At 72.7% G+C, this 21,351-nt stretch carries 24 protein-coding genes; 15 read left to right on the top strand and 9 right to left on the bottom strand.

Annotation, left to right across the window (positions count from 1 at the left end):
- Positions 1-309: 309 nt before the first annotated feature.
- Entirely contained in the window at positions 310-819 is a 510-nt protein-coding gene (locus EDF64_RS13990) for a hypothetical protein (RefSeq protein ID WP_166645745.1), read from the bottom strand.
- Between EDF64_RS13990 and EDF64_RS13985 the strand changes: the two genes are divergently transcribed.
- From EDF64_RS13985 to EDF64_RS13935, 12 genes are all read left to right on the top strand, one after another.
- Complete coding sequence (locus EDF64_RS13985; protein WP_166645744.1) at positions 806-1,777, top strand: flagellar hook-length control protein FliK; 972 nt, start codon at positions 806-808, stop codon at positions 1,775-1,777. The two genes, EDF64_RS13990 and EDF64_RS13985, sit on opposite strands and share 14 nt — an antisense overlap.
- 56 nt (positions 1,778-1,833) lie before the next feature.
- Positions 1,834-2,277 carry a flagellar hook assembly protein FlgD gene (locus EDF64_RS13980; RefSeq protein ID WP_133520585.1) on the top strand — a complete coding sequence of 148 codons (444 nt, stop codon included), beginning with the start codon at positions 1,834-1,836 and terminating at the stop codon, positions 2,275-2,277.
- Between the two features lie 80 nt (positions 2,278-2,357).
- Positions 2,358-3,533 (top strand): flagellar hook protein FlgE, encoded by a 1,176-nt coding sequence (locus EDF64_RS13975; protein ID WP_133520584.1) that lies wholly within the window; start codon positions 2,358-2,360, stop codon positions 3,531-3,533.
- 111 nt (positions 3,534-3,644) lie between these two features.
- Positions 3,645-4,364: a VIT1/CCC1 transporter family protein gene (locus tag EDF64_RS13970; RefSeq protein WP_133520583.1), complete on the top strand. Its 720-nt coding sequence runs from the start codon at positions 3,645-3,647 to the stop codon at positions 4,362-4,364.
- A gap of 1 nt (position 4,365) precedes the next feature.
- The gene (locus tag EDF64_RS13965; protein WP_133520582.1) at positions 4,366-5,049 is read left to right on the top strand and encodes a response regulator transcription factor; all 684 of its coding nucleotides are present in this window, start codon (positions 4,366-4,368) and stop codon (positions 5,047-5,049) included.
- Between the two features lie 14 nt (positions 5,050-5,063).
- Entirely contained in the window at positions 5,064-6,410 is a 1,347-nt protein-coding gene (locus EDF64_RS13960; RefSeq protein ID WP_166645743.1) for a sensor histidine kinase, read from the top strand.
- A gap of 127 nt (positions 6,411-6,537) precedes the next feature.
- Positions 6,538-8,001, top strand: coding sequence for a ferredoxin reductase family protein (locus EDF64_RS13955; RefSeq protein ID WP_243736397.1), 1,464 nt, complete (start codon positions 6,538-6,540; stop codon positions 7,999-8,001).
- On the top strand, positions 7,998-8,522 hold the full coding sequence (locus EDF64_RS13950) for an FMN-binding protein (protein WP_133520580.1): 525 nt from the start codon (positions 7,998-8,000) through the stop codon (positions 8,520-8,522). Before EDF64_RS13955 ends, EDF64_RS13950 begins: the two co-directional genes overlap by 4 nt.
- Before the next feature lie 20 nt (positions 8,523-8,542).
- A complete protein-coding gene (locus EDF64_RS13945) occupies positions 8,543-9,250 on the top strand; it encodes an FAD:protein FMN transferase (protein WP_133520579.1) in 708 nt (235 codons plus the stop codon).
- Positions 9,251-9,413: 163 nt separating this feature from the next.
- Positions 9,414-9,551, top strand: a complete 138-nt coding sequence (locus tag EDF64_RS18280; RefSeq protein ID WP_166645739.1) for a hypothetical protein — start codon at positions 9,414-9,416, stop codon at positions 9,549-9,551.
- Positions 9,548-10,480 (top strand): HAD family hydrolase, encoded by a 933-nt coding sequence (locus EDF64_RS13940; protein ID WP_133520578.1) that lies wholly within the window; start codon positions 9,548-9,550, stop codon positions 10,478-10,480. Before EDF64_RS18280 ends, EDF64_RS13940 begins: the two co-directional genes overlap by 4 nt.
- A gap of 19 nt (positions 10,481-10,499) precedes the next feature.
- On the top strand, positions 10,500-10,994 hold the full coding sequence (locus EDF64_RS13935; protein WP_133520577.1) for a DUF1269 domain-containing protein: 495 nt from the start codon (positions 10,500-10,502) through the stop codon (positions 10,992-10,994).
- A gap of 94 nt (positions 10,995-11,088) precedes the next feature.
- Here the strand turns inward: EDF64_RS13935 and EDF64_RS13925 are convergent, their stop codons facing one another.
- Together EDF64_RS13925 and mtnN are read right to left on the bottom strand one after the other, a co-directional pair.
- Positions 11,089-11,940, bottom strand: a complete 852-nt coding sequence (locus tag EDF64_RS13925; protein ID WP_133520576.1) for an SDR family NAD(P)-dependent oxidoreductase — start codon at positions 11,938-11,940, stop codon at positions 11,089-11,091.
- Between the two features lie 69 nt (positions 11,941-12,009).
- Positions 12,010-12,723 (bottom strand): 5'-methylthioadenosine/S-adenosylhomocysteine nucleosidase, encoded by a 714-nt coding sequence (gene mtnN / locus EDF64_RS13920; RefSeq protein ID WP_133520575.1) that lies wholly within the window; start codon positions 12,721-12,723, stop codon positions 12,010-12,012.
- Positions 12,724-12,824: 101 nt separating this feature from the next.
- On the opposite strand from mtnN, the gene EDF64_RS13915 reads away from it, so the two are divergent.
- Positions 12,825-13,379: a DoxX family protein gene (locus tag EDF64_RS13915; RefSeq protein WP_133520574.1), complete on the top strand. Its 555-nt coding sequence runs from the start codon at positions 12,825-12,827 to the stop codon at positions 13,377-13,379.
- A gap of 68 nt (positions 13,380-13,447) precedes the next feature.
- Here EDF64_RS13915 and EDF64_RS13910 read toward each other — a convergent pair whose 3' ends face one another.
- From EDF64_RS13910 to EDF64_RS13885, 6 genes are all read right to left on the bottom strand, one after another.
- Positions 13,448-15,028 carry a Na+/H+ antiporter gene (locus tag EDF64_RS13910; protein WP_133520573.1) on the bottom strand — a complete coding sequence of 527 codons (1,581 nt, stop codon included), beginning with the start codon at positions 15,026-15,028 and terminating at the stop codon, positions 13,448-13,450.
- Between the two features lie 277 nt (positions 15,029-15,305).
- The gene (locus tag EDF64_RS13905; RefSeq protein ID WP_208108912.1) at positions 15,306-16,874 is read right to left on the bottom strand and encodes a helix-turn-helix domain-containing protein; all 1,569 of its coding nucleotides are present in this window, start codon (positions 16,872-16,874) and stop codon (positions 15,306-15,308) included.
- A gap of 118 nt (positions 16,875-16,992) precedes the next feature.
- Entirely contained in the window at positions 16,993-17,814 is an 822-nt protein-coding gene (locus EDF64_RS13900; protein ID WP_133520572.1) for an anti-sigma factor, read from the bottom strand.
- Positions 17,811-18,356, bottom strand: coding sequence for an RNA polymerase sigma factor (locus EDF64_RS13895; protein WP_243736396.1), 546 nt, complete (start codon positions 18,354-18,356; stop codon positions 17,811-17,813). Before EDF64_RS13895 ends, EDF64_RS13900 begins: the two co-directional genes overlap by 4 nt.
- An 88-nt stretch (positions 18,357-18,444) precedes the next feature.
- A complete protein-coding gene (locus tag EDF64_RS13890; protein ID WP_133520570.1) occupies positions 18,445-19,083 on the bottom strand; it encodes a class F sortase in 639 nt (212 codons plus the stop codon).
- Positions 19,084-19,097: 14 nt separating this feature from the next.
- The gene (locus tag EDF64_RS13885; protein WP_133520569.1) at positions 19,098-19,961 is read right to left on the bottom strand and encodes a DUF4397 domain-containing protein; all 864 of its coding nucleotides are present in this window, start codon (positions 19,959-19,961) and stop codon (positions 19,098-19,100) included.
- A 256-nt stretch (positions 19,962-20,217) separates the two neighbouring features.
- Here EDF64_RS13885 and EDF64_RS13880 point away from each other — a divergent pair, with 256 nt between their 5' ends.
- Both EDF64_RS13880 and EDF64_RS13875 read left to right on the top strand, forming a co-directional pair.
- Positions 20,218-20,523 (top strand): flagellar FlbD family protein, encoded by a 306-nt coding sequence (locus tag EDF64_RS13880; protein ID WP_133520568.1) that lies wholly within the window; start codon positions 20,218-20,220, stop codon positions 20,521-20,523.
- 1 nt (position 20,524) lies between these two features.
- Positions 20,525-21,349: a motility protein A gene (locus tag EDF64_RS13875; protein WP_133520567.1), complete on the top strand. Its 825-nt coding sequence runs from the start codon at positions 20,525-20,527 to the stop codon at positions 21,347-21,349.
- The last annotated feature ends 2 nt before the right edge of the window (positions 21,350-21,351 follow it).

The raw sequence follows: 21,351 nt of genomic DNA, 5'->3' as shown, positions 1-21,351 counted from the left end.
GATGCCCGCCGCGCCCGCGGTGCCGAAGGCGTCGGGCGGGCCGGCCCAGCGCGGGAGCGCCGACTCGTTCGGTGCCGCCCTGGCCGCGGCCGCGCCCGCTGCGCCCGAGCGCCGCGACGCGCCCGACCGCCGCGACGCGCCCGACCGCCGCGACATGCCCGACCGCCGCGACGCGCCGGACCGCCGCGACATGCCCGACCGCCGCGACGCGCCGGACCGCCGCGACGCCGGTCGCCGTGCCGGTCGGGACGCCGGCGAGATCGCACTCCGGGACCGTTCGGTCCGCGACCGTGCCGCCGAAGTGCGATCTCACCGAGGGGGTCGCGCGTCGGACGCTGCCGGGAGCGCCGACGCGTCGGACGCGTCCGGCGCGAACGAGTCGGCGGCGGCTGCGGGTGCCGTGAGCGCCGGTGCCGTGGTGATCGACCCGGCGACGAGTCCGCCGGCATCCGGGACGACCGGGATCAGCGCGACGAACGGCGCCGGGGCGGACAGCGCGGCGACCGCGGCGGCAGCGGCGGCGGCTTCCGTGGTGGATGCCCTGTCCGCAGCCACGTCCGTCGGATCGGCCCCCGCGACGGCGGCCGACGCCCTGGCGGCCGGGGCATCGGCACCGCTGCCGACCGCGTCGGCCTCGACGACGAGCACGTCGGCTTCGACGACGGGCACGACGACGAGCACGACGGGCGCGACGGGCGCGACGACGAGCACGTCGGCCACGGCCACAGCCCAGGCAGCGATGGCGAACGCCGCGCGCACCGGGACGGACGCGTCGGCCACGAGCACCGCGGTACCGAGCACAGGCATGGGCACGGGCACGGGCGCCACGCCTACCGTCACGGCACCCGCCTCGGCGACGGCCCCGACGACGGCACCCGCCGCCGCGCACGCCACGGCGTCCACCACCACCGCGCCGGCCGCGACACCTGCGGCCGCCTCGGCGACGGTGACGACTCCGACGACGACGCCCGACGCCAGCGCCACGCCCGACACCAGCGCCACGCCCGGCGCCACCACGGCCGGCGCCACCACGACCGGCACCCCCGTGGTCCTGACCACCGCCGCCGCCCGCGCCGACGCCGCCCCCACCACGTCGAGCACGACGCCGACCAGCACCGCGAGCACCTCCGCGACCGCGGCCGCAGCGGCGGGCGTCGCAGGCGCGAGCGGGCAGTCGGACGCGACCACGGGGAGCGGAGCCCAGACCGGCCACGGGAACGACGGGGGTCGAGCAGGGCAGGGCGATCCGGGCCTCCAGGCCGTCACCGCACCGCGCAGTGCCGAGACGCCCTTCGCCGTCCCGACCACGTCCGCGACGGCGGCATCCGCACCCGTCTCCGGGGCGGCCACCGCGAACGCTCCGGCGCCCCTCGCCCAGCAGCTGAGCCGCCCCGTGTTCACCTTGGCGCAGGCCGGTCCGGGGGAGCACGTCGTCACCGTCCAGCTGACGCCGGACGCGCTCGGCCCGGTCACGGTCCGTGCCCACGTGACGGCCCACGGGATGCACGTGGAGCTGTTCGCGGCCTCTGACGCGGGTCGTGACGCGGTGCGTCAGGTCCTGCCGGACCTGCGCCGCGACGCCGCGGGCACCGGCCTGTCGACGACCCTCGACCTGTCCTCGCAGAACCAGCCGGACACCCGCTCCGGTCACGACGACCGGCCCGCCCCGGCGGCGCCCCGCGTCGACCCCGGCCTGGAGGCGCGGCTCACCCCGCGTGCACCCGGCACCGCCCACACGCCCACCGTCCGCAGCGTCGGACTCGACGTCCTCGCCTGAGCGACGACACCTCGCACCGGCGACACCTCGCACCGGCGAGACCGAAGGGAACGACCATGCCGATCGACGGCATCACCGGCACCGTGGACCAGGCCGCCCAGGCCGCGGCCCTCGCCGCGAACAGCGCCTCGCAGAAGTCCCAGACCATGGACTCCGAGGTCTTCATGAAGCTGCTCGTGACGCAGCTGCGCAACCAGGACCCGTCCTCGCCGATGGACACCAACCAGATGATCAGCCAGCAGACGCAGCTCGCGATGATGGAGCAGATGACGAACCAGACCACGACGGCGAACGAGAACTTCTCGCTGCAGATGCGGATCGCCGCCGCCAACCTGGTCGGCAAGCAGGTCACCTACACCGACGCCGTCAGCGGGAAGTCGATCACCGGCACCGCCTCGGCCGTGTCCTACGCGAACAGCGTCCCCACGGTCACCGTGAACGGGAAGGAGGTCGCTCTCGACGTGATCTCCGGCATCACCACCACCGCTCCGGCGGCCTGACCCGTTCCGTTCCCCGTTCCTCGCTCCTCCTCCTTCATCTTCTTCTTCCTGCTCTTCCTGCCTCTCCGAAAGGACGCACCATGCTCCGCTCGCTCTACTCCGGGATCTCCGGCCTCCGCTCGCACCAGCAGATGCTCGACGTCACCGGCAACAACATCGCCAACGTCAACACCGTCGGCTTCAAGTCGTCGTCGACGGTCTTCCAGGACACCCTGTCGCAGATGACCCAGGGTGCCGGCGGACCGCAGACCGGCATCGGCGGCACCAACCCGGCGCAGATCGGCCTCGGCGTGCAGGTCGCCGGCGTCTCCACGAACTTCGCGCAGGGCTCCGCCCAGGCCACCGGCAAGGCGACGGACCTGATGATCTCCGGCGACGGGTTCTTCGTCACCCGCCTCGGCAACGACACCGTCTACTCCCGCGCCGGAGCCTTCGACTTCGACGCCGACGGCCGCCTGGTCTCCGCCGACGGCAAGATCGTGCAGGGCTACCCGGCCACGAACGGCGTCGTGAACGAGAACGGCCAGCTCGGCGACGTCGTGCTCCCGCTCGACGCCGCGGCCCCCGCTGTCCGGACCACCACCGCCGGGGTCACCGGCAACCTGCCGTCGGAGACCGCCGTCGGTGCCGTCATCACCCGCGACGCGACCGTCTACGACGCCTCCGGCGCGAAGCACACCATGTCCCTCGCCTACACGCGCACCGCCGCCGGCTGGGACGTCGAGGCGACCGACGGGCAGGGCACGAAGGCGACCTCGTCCCTCGCCTTCGGTGCGGACGGCAAGCTGACCGCCGGCGGGACCGTGACCGTCGGGAACATCGCCGTCGACATGACCCAGCTCACCGGCTTCGCGACGCTCAACACGGCGTCGATCGCGTCGCAGAACGGCAGCTCGGCCGGGTCCCTGCAGGGGTACTCGATCTCGAAGGACGGCACCGTCGTCGGTACCTTCTCGAACGGCGCCTCGCTCGCCATCGGCCGGATCGCCCTCGCCACCTTCGCCAACCCGGCAGGCCTCGAGAAGACCGGTGCGTCGGGCTACCGTGCGACCGCGAACTCGGGCAACGCCTCGGTCGGCGCGCCGGGCTCGCCCGGGGTCGGCCAGCTCGCCTCGGGCACGCTCGAGATGTCGAACGTGGACCTGTCGCAGGAGTTCACCAACCTGATCGTGGCGCAGCGCGGGTTCCAGGCGAACGCGCGCATCATCACGACCTCGGACGAGGTGCTGCAGGAGCTGACGAACCTGAAGCGGTAGGTCCGCATCGTGTACCGGGGTGCTCTCGCGAACCTGCGGGGGCACCCCGTCGACCCGCATCGTTCGAGATCTCACACGAACAGGCGGACCCGGGCATGGTTCGCTGAGACCATGAGCACCTCGGAGCCGCATGCGGGCGAAGCACACACCGGTGACCTCGCGGCACGCTTGAACTGGCTCCGCGCCGGAGTCCTCGGTGCGAACGACGGGATCGTGTCGACCGCGTCGATCGTCGTGGGCGTCGCCGGCGCATCGTCCTCGGTCCCGGCGATCGCGACGGCCGGCATCGCGGCGCTCGTCGGCGGTGCCGTGTCGATGGCACTGGGGGAGTACGTGTCGGTGAGCAGTCAGAAGGACAGCCAGCGATCGCTCATCGAGAAGGAACGTCGCGAACTGGCGGACGACCCGGTCGCCGAGCTCGAGGAGCTCACCCAGCTGTGGCAGGGCCGTGGTCTCCGCCGGTCCACGGCCGAACGAGTGGCGTCCGAACTGACCGAGCGCGATGCACTCGCCGCCCACCTGAGCACCGAGCTCGGGATCGACGAGGACGAGGTGGTCAGCCCGTGGCACGCCGCGTTCGCGTCGGCGGCCGCGTTCTCGATCGGTGCCGTCCTGCCGCTGCTCGCGATCCTGCTCTCGCCCGAGGCGGTCCGGGTCCCCGTGACCTTCGTCGTCGTGCTCGTCGCACTCGCCCTGACCGGGGCGACGGGGGCCCGGATCGGCGGGGGTTCGGTGCCGCGAGCCACCGCCCGCGTGGTCGTCGGCGGAGCCCTGGCCCTCGCGGCCACCTTCCTCATCGGGTCCCTGCTCGGCACGAGCGGGGTGGTCTGAGGTGGCGAACATCCTGGTGGTCGAGGACGATCCGGAGATGGGTGCCCTCGTCGAGCGCGGTCTGACCGGCGAGGGGCACGCGGTCACGGTCGTCGGGGACGGCGTCGCCGCACTCGTCCAGGCTCGTTCGCAGTCGTTCGACGCCGCAGCGATCGACGTCATGCTGCCCGAGATGACCGGCTTCGAGGTCTGCCGACGGCTCCGTGAGATGGGGTCGGACTTCCCGGTGATCCTGGTCACCGCACGCGACGCCGTCGACGACCGGGTGTTCGGGTTGGACTCGGGGGCCGACGACTACCTGACCAAACCGTTCGCGATCGCCGAACTCAACGCGCGGATCCGGGCGCACCTGCGACGTCGTGCCGCCGGTGGGACGACCGTCGTGGAAGCCGGCGCGGTGCGGCTCGACACCGTGACCGTGCGCGCGTCGGTGCACGGACGGGACCTGCCGTTGAGTGTCAAGGAGTTCTCGCTCCTGCGGTTCCTCATGCAAGGGGCGCCCGACGCGCGCACCCGGACCGAGGTGCTCGAGGAGGTCTGGGGGAGTGCCGAGCACTTCGACCCGACCATCGTCGACCAGTACGTCAGCTACGTGCGCAAGAAGCTGCAGGCGTCGGACGCCGACATCGCGATCCGCACCGTGCGCGGTGTCGGGTACGCGCTCGAGGTCGTCCCGACGAGATGAGGTTCCTGCGTCGCTTGTCGATCCGCGCGCGGATCACCCTCGGGAGCCTGCTCGTCGGCGCCGTCGTGCTCTCCGGGGTCGCGGTCGTGCTCCACGTCCAGATCGAACGAGCGACGCTCGCGACCGACGAGTCCCTCGCGGCCGCCGACGCAGCGCCGTTCGTCTCCGACCTCCGGCACAACCCCGACGAACCGCCCGACCGGCCCGCCGAGGGTGTCCTCATCGGGATCCGCTCGGCCTCCGGCGACTGGGTCGTCGACTCCCTGCCCCGGGACGTCCGTGCCGTGCTGCCGTCCTCGGTCCCCGACGACGGCGTCACGCTGCGGTTGCGCACCGGCCACCGCGTCGTGACGGTCGTCGCGGAGCCGGTCGAGAACGACGCTGGGTCGTTCGTCGTCTGGGCTGCGCACGACGGACGGGCCGGACAGGAGACGGTGGCCCGGGTCGACCGGTCCCTGGTCGTCGGCACGGTCCTGGCACTGCTCGCCTTCGCGGCGACCGCCTGGCTGTTGTCGACGCTCGCCCTCCGTCCGGTCGGGCGGATGCGCCGGATCGCCGAGCGCCTCAGCGCCGGGAACGGTGGCGGCCATCTGCCCGTCGGCGCGTCCGACGACGAGCTCGCGGCCCTCGCCCGGACGCTCAACACGTTCATCGACCGGCAACGCGAGAACGCCGAGCGCGAGCGGCGGATGGTCTCGGACGCCAGCCATGAGCTCCGCACGCCGCTCGCCGCACTCACCGCCCGACTCGAACTGGCACACCGCTCGTCGGGCGACGCCGTCGCACTCGAGCGCGAGCTCCGCGCCGCCGAGGGCGATGCGGCACGGCTGGTCGCGCTGGCGGACACCCTCCTCGAACTCAGCCGGCTGGACGAGGCGGAGCGTGTTCCGTCGACGTCGGCCGCTGCGCTCGTCACGGAACTCATGGGGTCGATCGACCGCGCTCGCGCCATGACACACGTCGGGGCGCGCGACATCGACTTCGCCGTCGACCTGACGGCGCCGGAGGAGCACTACGGACTCGACCCCGCGGCGTTCGCGCGGGTCGTCGACAACCTCGTCGCCAACGCGATCGCCGCGGGGGAGGACGGCGGGGTGGTCCGGGTCACGCTCGAGCAGTCCGCCGACGGTCGACTCGACCTGTGCGTCGTCGACGACGGACCCGGTGTCCCGGACGACTTCATCCCGCGCGCCTTCGACCGCTTCACCCGGGCCGACAGCGCCCGACGTGCCGTCCTCGGCGGGAGCGGGCTCGGACTCGCGCTCGTCCGCGGCATCGCCGAACGCGCGGGTGGTGTGGCGGACCTCTCCAACGCGTCGGGCGGCGGCGCCATCGCCACGGTCAGCATTCCCGCGCGCTGACGTCGGTCCGCGTCCACTCCGATCACTCGAGGTCTCGAACGAACAGCATGCGTCGTTCCGGGTCCGTCCACAGGCCGGCTCCTGATGCTGTGAGTCACCCGATCACATGCTGGAGAGGAACGAGACGATGATCGACACCGCTCGCCCCACCCGCCCGCTGCCGACACAACCCAGTGACGGGCGCCGGCGCGGGCACGTCCCACCGGCCGAGTCCCTCGCCGACGCGGCCCGCCGCCGTCGCCGAGCCGGACGCCGCCGCAACGCCGTCACCGACCTGCTCGGGATCCTGGCCTGGGTCTCGGCAGCCGTGGCTGTCATGCTGTGGCTCGTGTCGCCCGGATCGCACACGGTCGTCGGCATCGGCGGCTGGCTCACCGACGCCGGAATCGTCGCCGGACTCGTCGCGACCGACCTCGTGCTCGTCATGCTCGTGCTCGCCGCGCGCGTGCCGCTCATCGACCGGACCTTCGGCCAGGACAACGCCATCGCGGTGCACCGGTCACTCGGGAAGCCCGTGCTGTACCTGCTGCTCGCGCACGGCGCGCTGCTCACGCTGGGCTACGGCGCATCGGCGGGGACCGGCCCGATCGCCGAGACGATCGCGCTCTTCTCCACGCCGGACATGCCGCTGGCCTACCTCGGACTCGGGCTGTTCGTCGCCGTGGTCGTCTCGTCGCTGGTCGCCGTGCGGCGTCGGCTGCCGTACGAGGCGTGGCACGTCATCCACCTGCTCAGCTACGCCGCGGTGCTCGTCGCGTTGCCCCACATGCTCAGCGTCGGCAGCGTCCTCGCGCAGGGAACCTGGCAGCGTGTCTACTGGATCGGCCTGTACGTCGTGTCGCTCGGACTGATCGCGGTGTACCGCTTCGCGATGCCGATCGTGGTGACCTTCCGCCACCGGATCCGCGTGGTCGGAGTGGAGCCGATCGCACCTGGTGTGGTGTCGATCCACCTCGCCGGACGTGACCTCGACCGTCTGGGCGCCCGCGGAGGACAGTACGGCGTCTGGCGGTTCTGGACCGCGAAGACGTGGTGGCACGCGCACCCGGTGTCGTTCTCGGCCGTCCCCGGCCGCGGTCGTGCGCGGATCACCGTCCGCGACCTCGGCGCAGGGTCCGCACGACTCGGACGCATCACACCCGGAGCGTTCGTGTCCCTCGAAGGTCCGTACGGCTTGTTCACCAGCCGCGCCCGCACCGCCCCGTACCTCGCGCTCGTCGCCTCCGGCATCGGGATCACACCCGTTCGTTCGCTGCTCGAGGACACCGATCTGCGACCTGGCGAGGCAACCGTGCTCCTGCGCGGGACCGACGCCGACCAGCAGTACCTGTGGCACGAGACGGGCGCCCTCGCCGAGTCGACCGGCAGCGTGCTGTACACGATGGTCGGCCACCGAGCGCGGTCCCGCGAGAGCTGGATGACCGAGCGGGACGTCCAGCGCGGGGTCAGCCTCCGATCCGTGTTCCCGAGGCTGCTCGAGTCGGACCTGTACGTCTGCGGGCCCCGTGCATGGTCCGACCTCGTCGTCCGCGAAGCACGGCTCGCCGGTGTGCCCGAGCACCAGATCCACCAGGAACGGTTCGAGTCATGAGGCCACGCGTCGTCACCGGCGGCATCGTTTCGTCGATCGCCGTCCTCGTCATCGGGTGGCAGCTCGGTGGGCAGCCCGCGGTCACGGCCCCGGCGCAGCAGCGCACGACGTCGGATTCCGGAACGAGCGGCACCGGCACCGGCACGAGCGGGAGCGGGTCGACCGGCACCGGGTCGACCGGCGGGCCCAGCACCGGCAGCACCGGGTCCGGCACGGGCGGGAGCTCGGCCGGTGGGTCCACCACCTCCGGTACCTTCGCCGGTGACACGACCCAGACCCAGTACGGTCCGGTGCAGGTCCAGATCACCGTCGCGAACGGGACGATCACCGACGTCACGGCGCTCCAGCTGACCGACCAGGGCGGTCGTTCCGTCCAGATCAGCCAGCAGGCGGCCCCGATCCTCCGCCAGGAGGCGCTGCAAGCGCAGTCCGCACAGATCCAGTCCGTCAGCGGTGCGACCTTCACCAGTCAGGGCTACACGACGTCGCTCCAGTCCGCGATCGACAAGGCCGGGCTGTGAGGGTTCGGACGTTCGAGACGATGGGCACCGTCGTCAGCCTCCGGGGAGCGACCCCGGAGGCTGCCGACGAGGTCCGTACCGTGTTCGCAGGCTACGACCACCGGTACAGCCTGTACGACCCGGCGTCGGTGATGAGTCGCGTCGCCGCCGGCTCGCTCCGCCTGTCCGACACCCCGGCGCCGGTCCGCGACGTGTACGCGCTCGCGCTCGACTGGCGTGAACGGACCGGCGGCGCCTTCACCCCGCACCGGCCGGACGGCGTCATCGACCTGTCCGGAGTCGTGAAGGCCCTGGCCATCCGCGATGCCGGAGCCGTCCTCGACGACGTCTCCGCCGACTGGATGATCAGCGCGGGAGGCGATGTGCTCGTCAGGGGTCACCACCGCGACGACGAACCGTGGAGCGTCGGGATCGTCGACCCGGTCCGCCGCGACACGGTCGTCGGCATCGTCCACCTCGACGCGCCCGGCCGTGCCGTCGCGACGTCGGGGACCGCCGAGCGCGGTGAACACATCTGGCGGCGCTCGGCGCCGGCATTCGTGCAGGCGAGCGTCATCGCGGACGACATCGTCACGGCGGACGTGCTCGCGACCGCGGTCGTCGCCGGCGACGCGGACGACCTCCGCAGGCTCACGAACGACGCGGGGGTCGATGTGCTCGCGTTCGCGGCCGACGGGACGGTGTGGGCGACGCCGGGTGCCAGGGCGCACGTGCGAGTCGTCGCGTGATGTGCTCCCTGCGTCGGGGGACTTCCTCACGGTCGTCGCGCCGGGCGACAGCGCACCGTCCGATCTCACCCGCTCGGGGTGGCCCGTCCCGGCCGCTGATCGCCGAGCATCGCCGCAGGGCCACGTGCACGGGGTGCGGGCTCCGCGACCGAGGAGGACAGCGATGCCCAAGGACAAGCCGAACATCCTGGTGATCTGGGGCGACGACATCGGGATCACGAACCTGAGCGCGTACAGCGACGGACTGATGGGGTGCCGGACGCCGAACACCGACCGGGAGCACGGAGGCTGCTCGGCATGACAGAGCTCCCTTCCTGGCGCGACGGGCGGGCCCGTGACGCGATCCTGCAGTACGTGGCCGACGTCACCGGCGGCCCCGACCCGCTGGCCCCGGCCGAGCGGGTCGCCGTGTTCGACAACGACGGCACGCTGTGGACCGAGAAGCCCGTCCCGACCCAGCTGCAGTGGCTCGTCGCGCAGTGGGCCCAGGCCGCCCGGACCGACCCGTCGCTCGCCGCGATCCAGCCGTACGCGGCCGCCGCGGCCGGCGACCTGGCCTGGATCGGTGGAGCGATCGACCGCCACACCGCCGGTGACGACAGAGATCTCGGCCTGCTCTTCGCAGCGGTCACGCGCGTCACGGCCGGTCTCAGCGTCGAGCGCTACGCCGAGATGGTCGCGGACTTCTACGCGTCGAGCACCCACCCGGCGCTCGGTGTGCCCTACGCCGAGACCGTGTACCAGCCCATGGTCGAACTGGTCGACCTGCTGCACCGGAACGACTTCGCCTGCTACGTCGTCTCGGCGGGGGAGCGGGACTTCATGCGCTCGACGATCTTCGACGCCTTCGGCATCCCTCCGGAGCGCGTCGTCGGCACCGCGTTCGGCCTGGAGTACGTCGACGGCGAGGTCCGGTACGGCAACGCGCTGGCGTTCTTCGACGACGGCCCCGAGAAACCGGTCCGGATCTGGTCGCGCATCGGGCAACGTCCGGCGATCGCGGTCGGGAACTCCGACGGCGACCGCGAGATGCTCGAGTACGCACGGCCGGGGGCGTCCGGGCTGCGGCTGACCGTCCACCACGACGACGACACCGGACGCGGCGACGCCCCGTACGACAAGGGAGCAGAGCGGCTCCTCGGCGAAGCGGCCGAGCGGGAGGTCGTCGTCGTGAGCGTGCGGGACGACTGGGACCGGGTGTTCCCCGGCGCATCTCCGGCCGGCGCCTGACCGAGGGGACGACGACGCCATGTCGGAACTCATCATCATCGCGTTCGACGACGAAGCACGTGCCCTCGCGGCCTACGAGGGGGTGCAGCTCCTGCAGGACCGCACGGTCGTGGAGCTCGGCGGGCTCGCCCTCGTCCGGGTCGACGAGCGTGGACACCTGCACGTCGAGACCCCGGGCAGATCCGCCGAGCTCGGGGTCCGCGCCGCGTCGAGCGCGGTCTTCGGCACCGTGCTCGGTGCGCTGTTCCTGATGCCGTTCCTCGGCTTGGCCGTCGGCGGGGTGATCGGTGCGCTCTTCGCCGGGCTCGACCGCACGACGATCGACGCCGGGTTCCGCGAACGGGTGGCCGCGGTCCTGGCGCCGGGACGCTCGGCGGTCGTCGCGTACGCCACGGCTATGCGGGACGACGACTTCCGGCGGGCGCTCGACAGGTTCGGCGGCACGGTGGTGCAGACGACGCTCACGCCCGACGACGAGCGCGCCATCGCCCACGAACTCACCGAGCTGCGGTAGGGCGAGCCAGCAAGCCAGCAAGCCAGCAAGCCAGCAAGCCAGCGAGCCAGCAAGCCAGCAAGCCAGCAAGCCAGCGAGTCAGCCCTGCTGCCCGTCAGGCCTGCGGCGCGTCGAGGTCGAGGTGCTCCGACAGCTCCGGGTACGCCCGCGCCTGCGCGACGAGCAGCTCGCCCTTGCGGACCACGCCCCCGACGCTGTCGGCCCCGGCGACGAACCGCACCGGCGGCGCGTCCAACTCGGTCACGGCGAGGAGGGCCCGGGCGAGCTTCGCGGGGTCGCCCGACTGCCGTCCCTCCATGCCGCGGAAGAACTCCCGGGTCTGCGCCGAGGCCTCCGCGTAGTCGGGCACCGCGACGTCGCCCCAGAAGGTCGAATCGCCCTCGGCCAGCAGGTCGGTGCGGAAGAACCCGGGCTCGACCACGGTGGCGTGCAGGCCGAACGGTGCGATCTCGTCGTGGAGCGCCTCCATCCAGCCCTCGAGCGCGAACTTCGACGCCGCGTACGCGCTGCCGCCCGCACCGGCGACGATCCCGGCCGTCGAGCTGATGCTGACGACGTGCCCGGAGCGCTGCCGCCGCATGACGGGCAGGACCGCTCGGGTGACGTTCAGCGCGCCGAAGAAGTTCGTCTCGACCTGCGTTCGGAACTGCGCCGCGGAGACCTCCTCGAAGTACCCGGCCTGGAAGCTGCCGGCGTTGTTGACGAGCACGTCGATGCGGCCGAAGCGCTCGACCGCCGCGTCGACCGCGGCACGGGCGGCGGCCTCGTCGGTGACGTCGAGGGCGACGGGGAGGAGCGCTTCGTGGGACCCGACCGCGGCGACCACCCGGTCGGGGTTCCGGGCGGTGGCGACGACGTGGTGGCCGGCCTCGAGCGCGGCGCGGACGAAGTCGACGCCCATCCCGCGACTGGTGCCGGTGATGAGGAAGGTCCTGGGATCGGTCATGCGCCCATCGAACCGCGAAGGCGTCCGACCTGCGAGGTGCGCTCCAGACGGGTCACGTCAGAACCCCCGTCAGCGCGCGATCCCGAGCACCACGTCCCGCACCACCCGCGCCGCGCGGCCCGCAGCGCCGTCGAGGTGCTCACGGAACTCGTCGCCGTCCGGCGCGCACAGGTCGCTGATGGCCCGCACTGACACGAACGGCATGTCGTGCACGTGTGCGAACTGCGCGATCGCCGCCGACTCCATGTCGACTGCGGCGACGGTGGGGAACGCGTCGCGGAGCAGCCGCGCCCGGCCCTCGGTCACGAAGACCTCGCTCGACCCGATCGTGGCGGACCGCAGGCGGTACCCGGCGTCCGAGCCGAGCGCCAGGTCGACCAGTCGCTCGTCGGGCGCGTAGCCCGTCGGCATGCCCGGCACCTGGCCCAGCGCGTACCCGAACGTCGTGGCGTCCGCGTTGAGGTTGACGTACCGGTCGCCGACCACGACGTCGCCGATCTCGATGCCGTGCATGAGGCCGCCCGCCGTCCCGACGTTGACCACCGGTACGCCGGCGCCGAAGTCGTGGAAGCAGTGCGCGACGGCGGCCGTGGCGTTCGTGAAGCCGATGCCGCTGCGGCGGACGGCGACCGTCGCGCCGCCGATGTCGAGGAGGTGGTGCGCGTCGTGTCCGCCCACCGGACCGTCGAGCGCCGGGACGCCGCCGAAGAGGTCCGCGAACGCCGCGACCTCTTCGCTCATGGCGGCGATGACGACCGCGATCGGAGGATGTTGGGGCTGCACCGATCGATCCTCGCACGTCGGCGGAGCACGGCGTACCGTCTGCGGCACCGCGCCCGTCCACGACGACGGGCACCCCGGACCCGGACGACCTGGAGGACCACATGAACTCGCGACACACCACCGCTTCGGTCACCGCGAAGACGCTGCTCCGCATCGCGCTGGGCGCCGTGCTCGTCTCGCACGGCTCACAGAAGCTCTTCGGCGCGTTCGGCGGCGGCGGCATCGAGGGCACCGCCCAGGGCATGCAGGCGATGGGCTTCCGGCCGGCCCGTCGGAACGCCGTCCTCGCCGGCATCGGCGAGGCGGGTTCCGGTGCTGCCCTGGCACTCGGCCTGGCCACGCCGATCGCCGGCGCCGGAGCGGCGACGACCATGGGGGTCGCCTCCAGCGTGCACACCCCGAACGGGTTCTTCAACGCGGACGGCGGTCTCGAGTTCCCGGCGTTCCTCGGCTTCTCGGCTGCGATGTTCGCGCTCGGCGGCCCCGGCCCGGTGTCCCTCGACCACGCCACGCGCCACGTGTTCGACCGGCCGTGGCTGCGGGTGCTCGCCCTGGCCGCGGTCCCGGTCGCGATCGCGGTCCAGGTGTCGCAGCGTCGGAAGGCCCTCGCCGCGGACGCGACCGCACCCGACGCGGCCACACCCGAGGACGCGTAGCGACCGCACCCGACGCGCCCGAAAGCGCATAGGGACCGCACCCGACGGCGACCCCGCGCCCGGCCCGCTCAGACCGGCGTCGACCCGTCCAACCGCGCCTCCTCCGCGTCGTACCCCGCGCGCACCTGCCGCAGCACCAGGTCGTCGATCTCGTCGGCGTCCCGCAGCCGCAGCAGCGTGGCGGCCTTGTGCTGCACGAGCGCGAGCTCGAGGGCGACCGCACTGTCGTGCCGCTGCAGCGCCGGGTGGTCGTCGTCCTCTTCCTCGCGCGCCTGGATGACGTCGAGGTGCGCCTCGTAGTCCTTCCGCACCCGCTCGACGGTGGCACGGTCGGCGCCGGTGGACCGCGCGAGCCGGGGGAGGGCGTCGAGCGCCTCCTGGATCGCGGTCCGTTCGGCGTACCGCCGTTCCTCGCCGACGGACTCGTCCTCGGGAAGCGCGGCGTACCTCAGCACAGCCGGCAGCACGAGCGCCTGGCCGACGATCGTCACGACGACGACCCCGGCGGTGACGAAGACGATGAGGTCGCGGTCCGGGAACGCGGCACCCGACTCCAGCGTGCGCGGCACGGCGACCGCCATCGCGAGGGACACGGCGCCGCGGAACCCGGCGAAGCCGCTCACGAGCCGGTCGCGGTGGCCCTCCCGCGGCGCACCGCCGGTCCGTCGGGTGACCAGCCAGACCGCGCCCCCGGCCGCGTTGAGGAACGCGAACCGCACGAGCACGAGCGCGACGGCCACCGCGGCGATGATCCCGGTGGCGCGCAGCAGCTCCGACGCGTCGAGGGCGCGTGCCGCGACCATCGCCTCGATTCCGACGAGCACGAACAGGGACCCGTTCAGCAGGAACGTCAGGAAGGACCAGAACGCCCGGACCTGCTGCCGGGTCTCGGCACGGTCGAGCTTCGGCGCGACCTGGCTGACCACGATCCCGGCCGCGACCACCGCCAACACCCCGGACGCGCCGATGGCCTCGGCGGCGAGGAACGCGGCGAACGGCACGAGCAGCGTCACCATGTTCTCGAGCACCACGGTGTCGACCCGACGGAGGACGAGCGTGCCGAGCCACGCCGCGGCGAGCCCGGCCGCGACCCCGCCGAGGTAGGACAGCACGAGCATGCCGGACACGCCCCAGAAGGTGAGCTCCTGCGTGCCGACGGTCACCGCGACGGCGATCCCGTAGACGACGAGCGTGGTGCCGTCGTTCACCAGGCTCTCCGCCCGGAGCACGGTGACGTTCCGCCGCGGGAGCATCTTCGTGAGCACCCCGACGGCCGTCGCGTCGGTCGGCGCGACCGCGGCGCCGAGCACCCAAGCCGGCCCCCACGGCAGTCCGAGCAGGTGGAGCAGCACCGCGACCGCGCCGGCGGTCACGACGACGAGCAGGGTCCCCATCAGCACGATGCCCCGGAGGTTCTTGCGGATCTCCCGCAGCGACGTCGTGAGGCTCTCCCAGTACAGCAGCGCGGGCAGGAAGAGCAGCAGGACGGCGTCGGCGGGCAGCTGCACGTGCGTGAACTCCGGCACGAGCGCCAGCCCGGCCCCGATCACCAGCAGCAGCACCGGCGGCGCGACCCGGATGCGGTCGGCGATCCCCGCCGTCACGGCGATGGCGAGGCCGAGCACGACCACCAGTTCAGGTCCCAGCACACGCACTCCTCGTTCGGCCGACACTCCAGTCAACGCGCCGTGCGCTGTGCGCGCCCACCCGGTCGCGTCCTGCGGACCGGTGGCGAGCCCGAGACGGTACCGACGACGGCCTGGAGGCGCGGTGCGGGCTGGCACCGCGCCTCCAGGCCGTCAGTTGGGCGCGTCGAGAGCGCACGACGCGTCACGCGCATTCCGCCCAGCGGGCGGAACCGGCCGGTCGCCGGCGTCGAGCGTGACGAACCCTGCCCGCTCGGGTGCTTGGGCGGCGGGGTGCGCCTCAGTCGTGGAACGTCTCGATGGACGCGCCGAGCGAGTTGAGGCGCTCCTGCAGCTGCTCGTAGCCGCGGGCGATGATGCCCACGTTACGGAGGACGCTCTCGCCCTTCGCCGCGAGCATCGCCAGCAGGATCACGACCGCGGGCCGGAGGGCCGGCGGGCAGCTCACCTCGGCACCGGAGAAGTGCGTCGGACCGGTCACGTCGAGGCGGTGCGGGTCGCGGAGCGTGACGCTCGCACCGAGGCGGGTGAGGTCGAGCAGGTGGATCGCCCGGCCCTCGTAGACCCAGTCGTGCACGAGCGTGGTGCCCTCGGCCATCGCGGCGATGACGACGAAGAACGGCAGGTTGTCGATGTTGAGACCCGGGAACGGCATCGCGTGGATCTTGTCGATCGGGGCGTGCAGCTCGGACGGGTGCACCGTGATGTCGACCAGGCGGGTGCGGCGGTTGGCGGCGGGGTACTCCTCGGACACGTCGAACCGCAGGCCCATCTCGGCGAGGGTCGCGAGCTCGATCTCGAGGAACTCGATCGGCGCGCGGGTGACGGTGAGCGTCGACGCGGTGACGATCCCCGCGGTGAGGAGGCTCATCGCCTCGACCGGGTCCTCGCTCGGCCAGTAGTCCACGACCTCGTCGATGCGGCTCTTGCCGGTGATCCGGAGGGTGGTCGTGCCGATGCCCTCGATGCGCACCCCGAGCAGCTCGAGGAAGAAGCAGAGGTCCTGCACCATGTAGTTGGGGCTGGCGTTCCGGATGACGGTCTCGCCGTCGCGGGCGGCCGCGGCGAGGATGGCGTTCTCGGTCACGGTGTCGCCGCGCTCGGTGAGGACGACGGACTTCGTCGGGACGGCGGTGTTCGCGACGCCGACCTCGTACCAGCCGGAGGTCGCCTCGACGTCGACGCCGAAGGGCCGCAGGGCGATGAGGTGCGGTTCGACCGTGCGCGTGCCGAGGTCGCAGCCGCCGGCGTAGGGCAGGCGGAAGGACTCGTACCGGCCACTGAGCGGGCCGAGGAACATGAGGACGCTGCGGGTGCGGCGGGCGGCGTCGGCGTCGATGGCATCGAGGCGGAGGTCGGCAGGGGCGACGATCTCGAGGGTCTCGCCGTCCTCCGACCAGGTGACGGTCGCGCCGAGGCTGCGGAGCACGTCGATGATCCGGTCGACCTCGACGATGCGTGCGACCCGGTGCAGACGCGTGACGCCGCGGTTGAGGAGCGAGGCGCAGAGGAGCGCCACGGCGGCGTTCTTGCTCGAGTTAACCGCGATGGAGCCGCTGAGCTTCCGGCCGCCCTGCACGCGCAGGTGTGCACGCTGCGGTGCTCCGCCGATCGAGACGATCTGCTGGTCGAGGGCGTCACTGATGCGGGTGAGCATCTCGAGGGACAGGTTCTGCCCGCCCTGCTCGATGCGGTTGATCGCGCTCTGGCTGGTGCCGACCCGTTCGGCGAGTTGCGCCTGGGTCATGCTGCGTCCCTTGCGGGCGCCCCGGATGAGGGCGCCGACCTCGCGGAGGGGTGCCGTCGTGGCGGTGACGGCGGGACTGACGACGGTGGTGGTGTCGGACATGGCGTCACGCTAACACGCTGGTGAGATAAAGCAGCGGTGCGGATCACCCGATTCACCGGCTTTGCAGGTTGAATACGTCGTATCTGAGAATTCGGGGGACGCGAGGGACCCGCGAGGGTCAGGGCCGTGACAGGGTCCCGCGCACGATCGAGTCGCCGGAGTGCGTCGGATCGCCGTCGTCCGCCTCGGCCGACACGTCGACCACCGGGAAGGCCGCGGTGTCCATCGCCGCCGGCACCGTGAAGCGGCCGCGGTCACCGTCGAGGAAGCCGACGCTCACCAGGCCCTTGAGGTCGGCACGCATCATCCAGACCTCGCGGAGGCCGCCGGCCTCCGGTTCGTCACGAGCACCGCGGAGGTCGACGACGAGGGTGGTGCGACCGTCGCGGTCGCGTTCGAGCTCGGCGGTGCCGCTCGAGCCCTTCCACGACGGCAGGGCGTCGAGCTGGGCGCTGGCCAGCACGGTCTCGGAGCCGCCGCGGGGGAGTCCGGGCACGACGCCGGTCACGACGCCGATGCCGACCAGGACCGCCAGCACGCCGACGCCGGAGAGCACGGCGGCGAGGACGCGACGACGGTTGCGGGGCCGGTTGCGGTCGGCGCTGCGGGGGCGGTCCTGGTCGCTGCCGCGCGGCCGGCTGCGGTGGGGCGCGGTGTCCGCGCGCGGTTGCGTCGGCGCCGCAGGACGCCGAGTGTCGACGGCGTCGACCGGCGCCCGCTCGGTGTCGGCGATCTCCGCCGCGATCCGGTCCCACACCCGCTCCGGCGGCGCGGTCAGCCCGACGTCCGCAGACGACCGGGTCACCGCCGCGACGCGCTGCAGTGCCGCGACCTCGTCGCGGCAGAGCTGGCAGGACGCCAGGTGCGCGGCGACGTCGTTGTCCGCCACCTCGTCGGAGACCGCGAGCATCGCCAGGGTCTCGTCGTCGACGTGCTTCATTCGATCACCTCCAAGCGTGTTCGGAGCCGAGCCAGACTTCGGTGGATGTGACTCTTGACGGTGCCGAGGGGCAGGTCGAGTCGTTCGGCGATCTCACGATGGCTGAGGTCGTCGTAGAACGCCAGTCGCATGACGCGCCGCGGGACCTCGCCGAGCCGGTCGAGCTCCCCGGCGACGAGTGCCAGCTCGGCGATGTCGAAGGCCGGTTCCGGCGCTGCCGTGGTCTCCTCGACGACGTCGGGGTCGGCGGCGCTGGCGTGCCGACGGCGTTCGTTCAGGGCGTCCGCGATGCAGTTCCGGGTGATCCCGACGAGCCAGGCGCCGAGCGGGGCCCGCGATGGGTCGTAGCTGGCGCTCCGTTGCCAGGCCTTCACGAACACCTGCTGGGTGACGTCCTCGGCGGCGGCGGGCTCCGCCAGCGCACGGAGGGCGAGGGAGTAGACGAGCGACGACCACCGGTCGTACACCGCGCGGAGGGCGTGCTCGCTGCCGGCGCTGAACGCGTCGGAGAGTTCGCCGTCGTCCGGGAGGGTGGTCGTCACGTCGTCCTGTCGCTGCTGCGGTCCTCGTCGACCACACCCTGATCGTACGGCTCGGTCCGGCGTGTCGCCCATGGTCGTCCCGGTCTCCTCACGCCGGGTCGGCGGTGATGACGAGGTTGCTCTCGTAGTGGTGGGTGGTGGTGTCGAACGCGCCGCCGCAGGTGACGAGCACCAGCTGTCGCGGTCCGTCGTCGCGGAACACCGAGGCCCAGGGCAGCCCCTGCTTCTCGAGCATGCTGACCGAGGTGATCCGCCACCGGGTCCCGGCCCCCGCACTGTCGGTGAGGGTCACGGTCGTGCCGTCCGGCACGTCCTGCAGGTGGGCGAACGGTCCGGTGCCGTAGCCGACCGCGTCGACGTGCGCCGCGATCACGACGGTGCCATCCGGCGAGGACGGTGCGGCGCCGAACCGGTACCAGCCGGCGACGGCCGGGTCCGGGGGGAGCGCCATCGCGCCCGCGTCGTCGACGCCCTCGGGGCGGACGGCGGCCGAGACGCCGGCCCAGTCCACGTCGATCCGCGTCGGCGCCGCGAGCTGCCGGACGGGCGGGAGCGTCGCCGCGGCCTGCGGCACCGCGGTGGAGAACGCGGACGGCACCGGGGTCGGCGTCGCCGTGGGGGCGAGCGAGGGGTGCCCGCCGGGGGTGGGGGTCCCGGCCGGCGAGCACCCGGTCAGTGCGGCGAGGGCCGCCGCGGCGACGACGAGCGTCGTCGCGGCGGACCGCACCGTCCGGAGCGTGTTCAGCGCCCCGAGTCCTCGCGCTCGGCGGACGCCGTCAGGTGGTGGCGGCGGAGCACCACGGCGCCGACGGCCACGGCTGCGGCGATCGCTGCCGCGGCGATCCCGGCCGCACCGCCGGCGAGCGGCGCGGTGTTCGTCGCGACGAGTCCGGCGTTGCCCGCCGGGACGCCGTTCGGGGTCCCACCGAGGCCCTCGATCGTCTGCGTGGCGAGGGCGAGGTTGCCGTCGTCGAGGCTGCCCCACGCGTACACGATGGTGTCGGCGCCGGCCGTCACCGCGACGTCCGCCGGGCCGATCACCGGGTCGGTGGTGCCGGTCGCCGCGACCGCGGCAGAGACGGTGCCGGCAGGCAGCACGAGCGCCTGCTCGTCCGGGTTGGCGAGGTTCGAGACCACGGCCTTGCCCCCGGCGAGGACGTCGACGGCGGGTGCCGCTGCGACGTGCCGGACGATCAGACGCCCCTGGCCGGCGGGGACCGCCGACGTGTCGTTCGTGAAGAGCGTGGCGGTGGGCGAACCGTCCGTCTTGTCATGGGCAACCGCGGTGTAGTTCGCGCCGCCGTCGAGCGTCACGTCCACCGGGCCGATGATCGGCTTCGAGGCGTCCGCGGCGTCGGACGCCGTGATCGCGAGCTGGTGGGCACCGGCCGGCACCATCATCGGGCCGGCGAGGGAGCCCGGCGTGAAGTCGTCGAGGGCGCGCTTGCCGTCGAGGTACACGTCGACGGTGACGGCGGGCACGGCGTGCAGGACGGAGAGCGTGGCGTCGCCGGTGGCGGCGGTCGCAGCGGTCGCGGGCATCACGGCCGCAGCCGCGGCGAGCAGGACGCCGGCACTGAGGCCGGTGGCGATGGTCTTGCGCATGGTTGGTCTCCTTCTCCCACGACGTCGTCGTCGACGTCGTACCCCCACTACCGGCCGGGGACCCCGATCGGATGCACCCCGACGTGACGGATTCCGGCGCGCCACGACGGGCGGCCACGACGGGCGGCCACGAACGGCACCCCGGCAGCCGCTAACGGCATCCGCACGGCCGCCGATAGTCCTCCGTGCAGGCCCACGGACGGGCCGCATCCCGCCCCACGGACGGCGGCGGGACGATCGAGAACCAGGACGGGCCATGATCGTCGTCACACGACTCAACGGCAGCGGATTCGCTGTCAACCCGGACCTCGTGGAGCGCATCCAGGAGACGCCGGACACGACCCTCATCATGGTCGACGGCGCGAAGTACATCGTGCGCGAGTCCATGGCCGAGGTCATCGACCGGATCGCCGCGTACCGCGCCCGGATCGTCACCATCGCGTACGGGTCGGAGCCGCGGAACGCCACCGGCCCGCAGCCCACCCTGGCGGCCGTCGCCCCGATCCACGGGCGAGCGACCGGCGCCGACCGCGCACCCCGCACGCAGGACGGGGGCCGCTGAGATGGACATCGCGACGATCATCGGGATCCTGCTGGCCTTCGGCGCCCTCTTCGGCATGGTCGAGATGGAGCACGTCGAGCTCGCCGGCCTGTTCCTCCCCGCGCCGATGCTGCTCGTGTTCGGCGCCACCATCGGCTGCGGCATCGCGAGCACCACGCTGAAGGACGCGATCGCCAGCTTCAAGGCCGTCCCGAAGGCGTTCACCGGCAAGGTCACCCCGCCCCAGGCGGTCATCGACGACGTGGTCGGGCTCGCCGAGACCGCCCGGGCGAACGGCCTGCTCGCGCTCGAGCAGGAGGCCGACAAGCACGACGACCCGTTCATGAAGAAGGCGCTGCAGAACATCGCGGACGGAACCGACGGCGACGAGCTGCGGATCCTGCTCGAGGACGAGATCGAGTCGAACGCGGCCCCGGTGCGGAGTGCGAGTGCGTTCTTCATGGGTCTCGGCGGTTTCGCCCCGACCGTCGGCATCATCGGCACCGTGGTGTCGCTGACCCACGTGCTCGCGAACCTCGGCAAGCCGGACGAGCTCGGGCCCCTCATCGCGAGCGCCTTCGTCGCGACCCTCTGGGGGCTCCTCACCGCCAACTTCATGTGGCTGCCCATCGGCGGCAAGCTCCGGAAGCTCGCGCAGCTCGAGGCCGACCGGCAGACGCTCCTGATGGAGGGGCTCCTCGCCGTGCAGGCCGGCAGCCAGCCGCGACTCCTCGGTGAGCGCCTCACCGCGATGGTGCCGCCGTCGGCCCGGGGCGATGCCAAGGGCGGCAAGGCGAAGGCCGGCAAGGGCGACGCCGGACTCGACGACCAGCAGCTGGCGGCCTGACG

Origin of the sequence: Curtobacterium flaccumfaciens, assembly GCF_004361695.1 — a bacterium.
Lineage (GTDB): Bacteria > Actinomycetota > Actinomycetes > Actinomycetales > Microbacteriaceae > Curtobacterium > Curtobacterium flaccumfaciens_B.
Note: the sequence above shows the minus strand (reverse complement) of the source record. Positions and strands in the feature narration are given on the sequence as shown.